Origin of the sequence: Synechococcus sp. CB0205 (assembly GCF_000179255.1) — a bacterium.
Classification (GTDB): domain Bacteria; phylum Cyanobacteriota; class Cyanobacteriia; order PCC-6307; family Cyanobiaceae; genus Vulcanococcus.
Genome location: NZ_ADXM01000049.1, coordinates 139283 through 145282, shown reverse-complemented (window position 1 = coordinate 145282; position 6000 = coordinate 139283). Strand labels below are relative to the sequence as shown.

General features: G+C 60.8%; 6 protein-coding genes. 2 read left to right on the top strand and 4 right to left on the bottom strand.

Annotated features, from left to right (window positions below):
- The first annotated feature begins 138 nt into the window (after nucleotides 1-138).
- Both CB0205_RS0109645 and CB0205_RS0109640 read left to right on the top strand, forming a co-directional pair.
- Complete coding sequence (locus CB0205_RS0109645; protein ID WP_010316861.1) at nucleotides 139-1194, top strand: AI-2E family transporter; 1056 nt, start codon at nucleotides 139-141, stop codon at nucleotides 1192-1194.
- Complete coding sequence (locus CB0205_RS0109640) at nucleotides 1194-2195, top strand: AI-2E family transporter (protein ID WP_010316859.1); 1002 nt, start codon at nucleotides 1194-1196, stop codon at nucleotides 2193-2195. Before CB0205_RS0109645 ends, CB0205_RS0109640 begins: the two co-directional genes overlap by 1 nt.
- A 2-nt stretch (nucleotides 2196-2197) precedes the next feature.
- Here the strand turns inward: CB0205_RS0109640 and CB0205_RS0109635 are convergent, their stop codons facing one another.
- Genes CB0205_RS0109635 through CB0205_RS0109620 form a run of 4 tightly spaced genes read right to left on the bottom strand, consistent with a single transcriptional unit; the run spans nucleotide 2198 to nucleotide 5835 of the window.
- Nucleotides 2198-2350 (bottom strand): hypothetical protein, encoded by a 153-nt coding sequence (locus CB0205_RS0109635; protein WP_232197291.1) that lies wholly within the window; start codon nucleotides 2348-2350, stop codon nucleotides 2198-2200.
- A 41-nt stretch (nucleotides 2351-2391) separates the two neighbouring features.
- Nucleotides 2392-3369, bottom strand: a complete 978-nt coding sequence (gene secF, locus CB0205_RS0109630; RefSeq protein WP_010316855.1) for a protein translocase subunit SecF — start codon at nucleotides 3367-3369, stop codon at nucleotides 2392-2394.
- Nucleotides 3369-4850 carry a protein translocase subunit SecD gene (gene secD, locus CB0205_RS0109625; protein WP_029626283.1) on the bottom strand — a complete coding sequence of 494 codons (1482 nt, stop codon included), beginning with the start codon at nucleotides 4848-4850 and terminating at the stop codon, nucleotides 3369-3371. Before secD ends, secF begins: the two co-directional genes overlap by 1 nt.
- 1 nt (nucleotide 4851) lies before the next feature.
- The gene (locus CB0205_RS0109620) at nucleotides 4852-5835 is read right to left on the bottom strand and encodes a pyruvate dehydrogenase complex E1 component subunit beta (RefSeq protein WP_010316850.1); all 984 of its coding nucleotides are present in this window, start codon (nucleotides 5833-5835) and stop codon (nucleotides 4852-4854) included.
- Nucleotides 5836-6000 lie beyond the last annotated feature (165 nt).

Here is a 6000-nt window from a genome sequence, read left to right as displayed (position 1 = left end):
TGCGCTTTGCCGAGCGCTATGCCCAGGCCAATGACCTCGGCTTTGCCCAGAACAAAAAGGACGAAGCTGGCGAAGAGGACGCCAACTGAATTCAATCGCCGCAATCGGCGCTAAAACAACACGAGTTGGCCTCCCCCTTTGCGATTCGGCCAGTGGCTCGGATTGATTGCCACAGCAGCGGCGCTGGTGCTGCTGTGGTCCCTGCGGGAGGTCCTCGTCCTCGTCTTTGCTGCCGTGGTGCTCGCCATGGCCATCTGCACCCTGGTGGGTGTGACCCAAGAGCGCTTGCGCTGCAACCGTCCGCTGGCGCTCTTCATCAGCCTGGGGGGCTTGCTTGTGGTGGTGGTGCTGACCACCGCCGTCGTGGTCCCACCGTTTGTTGCCCAGTTCCAAGAACTGCTGCGGCAGCTTCCAGCAGCCCTGCAGTTGGCGATGCAGCTGCTACGCCGCACCCTGGATCAGAGCAGTCAGATGCTCTATGGCCGCGAGGCGCTGCAGTGGTTGCAGAAGAGCTGGCTCAGCCAGGGGTCCGGCAGCCTTGACCCGACCGAGGGGTTCCTGAAGCTGCTTGGGATTGCAGGGAACCTGGGCAGCGGGCTTGTGGAGCTGCTGTTTGTGGTCGCTGTCAGCCTGATGGTGGCGATCCAACCCCAGGCCTACCGGGAAATCGCGATCCTGCTGGTCCCATCGTTTTATCGGCGACGCTTCCGGGACGTTCTCACGCTCTGCGGTGAGGGCCTCAGCAGTTGGATGGCCGGCGTGCTGATCAGCTCGCTCTGCGTCGGCGTCTTGGCCGCCATCGGCCTGTCACTACTGGGGGTGAAGCTGGTGGCCGCCAACGCGCTATTGGCTGGCCTGCTGAACATCATTCCCAACATCGGACCGACCTTGAGCACGGTCTTTCCAATGTCCGTGGCGTTGCTCGATTCACCGGTCAAAGCGCTGCTGGTGCTGCTGCTTTATGTGGTGATTCAGCACATCGAGAGCTACCTGATCACCCCTTCGGTGATGCATCACCAGGTGAAGTTGCTGCCTGGATTGACCTTGATTGCCCAATTCTTCTTCACGGTGATCTTTGGTCCCTTGGGACTGCTGTTGGCGCTGCCACTGGCGGTCTGCCTCCAGGTCCTGGTTCGCGAGGTGCTGATCCAAGACGTTCTGAACGGCTGGGAACTCCCGATGGCTGAGCGCTGATGACACCACGCAGTTTGCTGTTGCTGCTGTCCCTTGTGGTTCTTGGGCTCTTGGCCTGGGAACTGCGCTGGGTCCTGATGGTGCTCTTCGGTGCCGTCGTCCTCGCTGTCGCCCTCGACGTGCCCGTGAGCTGGTTGCGCCGAGGCCTGAGGCTCAGCCGGCCACTGGCACTCCTGCTGGTGCTGATGGTGCTGGCTCTTCTGAGCTGGCAACTCACGGACTTACTCCTGCCGGAATTGCTCGAGCAGCTCAATCAGCTGACCCAGCTGGTGCCAGCGCTGATTGCACGCCTTTCGGAATTGCTGGGCGGTGTCAGCGTCCTGGAGGGTCTGGAAGGTCGACTCGCCGATCTGATCACACTCGACAAGTTGCAACCCATTGGAGCCCAACTGATTGGGTTCGCCGGGGGAGCGGCCAGCGGCACCGTGCTGCTGCTGTTGATGGGGCTGCTGGCGATCCTGTTGGTCCTCGATCCGCGCAGTCACCAACGCCTGGTGTTGGCCTTGACGCCAGCCCACAGCCGGCCGCTTGTGCAGAACCTCCTGACAGAAAGCCGCCAAGCCCTCGGGGGCTGGCTTGCGGGAATGACGCTCTCGGCCTCGGTGGTGTTCCTCCTGACCTGGGCAGGCCTTGCCGCCTTGAAGGTTCCCTTGGCCCTGTTGAGCGGACTGATCTGCGGCCTACTGACCTTTGTGCCCACCATCGGCCCCACCCTGGCGAGCCTGCTACCGGTCGCTGTGTCGCTGTTGATCTCGCCGACCCTGGCCGTTCAGGTGATCGTGCTTCGCCTGGTGCTGCAGAACGGCGAGGCGTTCCTACTCACGCCCCTGCTCCTGAGTCGAACGGTCAATCTGCTGCCCACCGTCGCGCTGATGGCGCAGCTCAGCCTGGGGGCACTGCTGGGCCTACCCGGTGTACTGCTGGCCCTACCACTTGTCGTCGTCCTCCAGGTCTTCTCCCAACGGGTGCTGGTGGAGCAGGTCATGGACCGGTGGACCTAGGGCTATCGCCGCTGGCGGATCAAGCTCGGAGTCAAGATCAAGACCGTGACTGCAAGCAAGTGATAGCGGGGAATCATCAACAAGCTGATCCAGGTGAAGTGCTCGGCTAGGAGCTGAAGCTCAGCGCGCAGATCCCAGAGGGCAAGGAGTGCCAACGCCACCGGGGCCCATGGCACAGAGAACCGCCTGAATCGCGTCATCGACGCGAGAGAACGGGCAAGAGTGTGGGTGCAATGCCGATGCTGGACCAGCTGCCAACGCCAATGCCAACGGTCAGGGCCACGGCGAACCAGAACAAGCTGCTGCCGCCAAAGAGCAGCAACGAGACCAACGGCAGCAGGGTGGTGAAGGAGGTGTAGAGCGAGCGGGTCAAGGTGGCATCCACCGCCACATCAACCTGTTCCAGCAAGCTGAGGCCCTGCAGAGCCCTTTTTTGCTCACGAATGCGGTCGAAGACGACCACCGTGTCATTGACCGAATAACCCGCGACGGTGATCAGCGCCACGGCAAACAGGGAATTGACCTCAATCCCGCTGATCAGTCCCAACCAGGCGAAGACCCCGCAAGTAATGACGATGTCGTGGGCCAGGCAGAGCAGGGCCAAGCCAGCAAACACCCCGTCGTAGCGAAAGCTGATGTAGAGCGCGATCGCAGCAAAGCTGACCAACAGGGAAATCAGGCTTCCTTTGAGCAGCTGGGAGCCAAGGGTGGGTCCAATGGTGTTGATCGCAACCTGTTGGGGGTTCACCGTGCCAATCACCGGGGCCAAACCTTCGATCAGGGCACGGGTCTGCTCGGGCTCAAGGTCCGGCAGGCGCAGATCCACCGAACGACCGCGGTCGAGCACCTGCACTCCAGCATTGACCAGCTGGGGGGCCGCTTGACCAGCGACCTCCGGCAGCGTGAGCATGCGCAACTGCTGACGCACCTCAGCGGCTTTGAGTCCCGCACAGTCCGCTCCGCTGCAGCTGCGCTGAATCTCCACCTGGGTTCCACCGGTGAAATCCAGACCGGGCTTCAAGGGAGCGGCGATGCGGGGGTTGCTCCAACACAAGGCCATCCCAACCAGGCTGAGCAGAACGGCCAAACCAGAAGCAAGCCAGCCCTGGCGTCGGATGCGGCTGATGCGAAAGCGGGGCGCGGTGGCGGCCACGGAGGTCGAGGAATCGGACATCAGGAGGCCTGGGCTGGCAGGTGGGACTGGGGTAAGAAGTAGCTGGAGCGGCGCAGGGCGGGATACCCCATCAAGAGACGCAGCAGGGTGCGGGTGCAGGTCAAAGCCGTGAACAGGCTGAGCACCAAGCCGATGCCCAAGGTGACGGCAAAGCCCTTCACCAAGCCAGTGCCAAGCGCAAAGAGCGCCACGCAGCTAATCAAACCGGTGATGTGGCCATCAAGGATGGATGAGAAGGCCAGCGAGAAACCCGCATCAATCGAGCGGATCAGGGTGTTCCCGCGTCGCAACTCCTCTTTGACCCGCTCAAAAATCAGAACGTTCGCGTCGACAGCGATCCCGATCGAGAGGATGAAGCCTGCGATCCCTGGCAGGGTCAAGGTAACGGGGATCAGGGCATACATGGCCAGGTTGAACAGCGCATAGAGCGCCAGAGCAACCACGGCCACAACGCCGGGCAAGCGGTAGACGACGACCATGAAGACGGCGACCAAGGCCAAGCCCAGCAGGGCAGCCTGAAGGCTGCGCTGGACGTTCTCGCTACCGAGAGTGGCACCAATGGTGCGCTGCTCGATCACCTCCACCGGCAAGGGCAGTGAGCCACCGCGGAGCTGAATCTCGAGCTTTCTCGCCTCTTCAGCGGTGAAATTACCCGTGATACTCGCGGCACCGCCACTGATACCAGCTGGCTTGAACTCGGGGCCGACGCTTGCCTCACTGATAGAGCGTCCATCGAGAACAATGCCAAGGAGGCGCCCGCTGCCAGCAATGCTCTGGGTGAGTTGGGCAAATTTGCGGCCGCCCTCAGTGTTGAAGTTCAGGGTTACGTCCCATGCACTACCTGCTTGGTTCTGTTGCCGACCAGCACCGGTGAGGTCCTTACCGGTCAACGCTGCTGGCTCATAGAGGTCGACAATCTTTGTTTTGACAGTTGATAAGAGAAGCTCCAACTGCTCGACTTCATTGCTTCCTTTTGGGGGGTTAACACCAGCCTCCTCAAGGAACTGCGATAATTCGTCACTGCTCAGGTCAGCAGGCGTGGCTTCCTCTTGCTGCTTTGAACGCCTCAGACTCAAAACCGACTCAGCCTGTCGTTTGAGCTTGAGAAAGCTACTCATTTGCTGTTCTGTTCCAGGCTTTTGAGCACGGAACTCAAGGAGAGCAGTCTCACCAAGCAGTTTTGCCGCTTCGGAAGGGTCCTGCTCTCCTGGCAACTCAAGGAGCAATTGGTCTTCACCAATGGTCTGAAGAGTTGACTCACTTACTCCAAGCCCATTAATTCGCTTATCAAGAACAAACTTGACTGCTTCGAGCTGATCGTTCTGAACGCGCTTGATATCGCCTGCAGGCATCACTTGGAGTGTCAGCTGGCTACCGCCGCTGAGGTCGAGTCCAAGCTTTGGGGGAAACTTCAAAACGGCCATCAAAGAAAAGATGGCCAGAGACAAGATCAGGGCAAACCACCCCTGTTGACGTGCCATTTCAGACCTGGCCAGCCTTGAGGGCTTTGGCCGCTTCAACGATCTGATGCGGCTGAATGATGGTCAGGTTTTCCAGGGTGCCGTTGTAGGGCGTGGGGATGTCCTGGGAGGAGAGACGGATCGGGCGGGCGTCCAGGTCGTCAAAGCAGTGCTCGGTGATCAAGGCGATCAACTCGGCGCCAATGCCGCCGGTCTTCATGCACTCCTCAACCACCAGGACCTTGTGGGTCTTGCGGATGGAGCGAGAGATCGTCTCCATGTCGAAGGGCTTCAGGCTGATCAGGTCGATCAGCTCCACGCTCACGCCCTCCTTCTCCAGCTGTTCCACGGCCTTCAGGCAGTGATGACGCATGCGGGAGTAGGTGAGGATCGTGACATCGCTTCCTTCCTTGACCAGATCGGCCTGGTCCAGGGCGCAGGTGTAGTCGCCCTCGGGGATGTCCTCAGAGAGGTTGTAGAGCAACACGTGCTCGAAGAAGAGCACGGGGTTGTTGTCGCGAATCGCCGCCTTCATCAGGCCCTTGGCATTCGTCGGGGTGCTGACGGCAACGATCTTGATGCCGGGAACCGCGTGGAAATAGGCCTCGAGACGCTGGCTGTGCTCCGCGCCCAGCTGACGGCCTACACCACCAGGGCCGCGCACCACGGTGGGAATCGTGAAGTTGCCACCGCTGGTGTAGCGGAGCATCCCCATGTTGTTGGAGATCTGGTTGAAGGCGAGCAGCAGGAAGCCCATGTTCATGCCTTCAACGATCGGACGCAGGCCCGTCATCGCCGCACCAACGGCCATGCCCGTGAAGGCGTTCTCAGCAATCGGGGTGTCCAGGACCCGCAGTTCGCCGTACTTGTCGTAGAGATCCTTCGTGACCTTGTAGGAACCGCCGTACTGACCGACGTCTTCCCCCATCACGCAGACATGGGGATCACGCGCCATCTCTTCGTCGATGGCCTCACGCAGGGCGTTGAAGAGAAGGGTCTCTGCCACGGTTGAAAAGCGGGTCCGGCACTGGACCGGGGTGGGGCCAACCTATCTCAACCGCCTGCGGCGAAGGTCAGCAACAACAACACTGACAACAGCATTCCTGGTGAGAGGAGCAGCACCAGCAGCTGTAGGTCGTGGCCGGTCATGTCGTCGTCAGGCTGCCCGTGG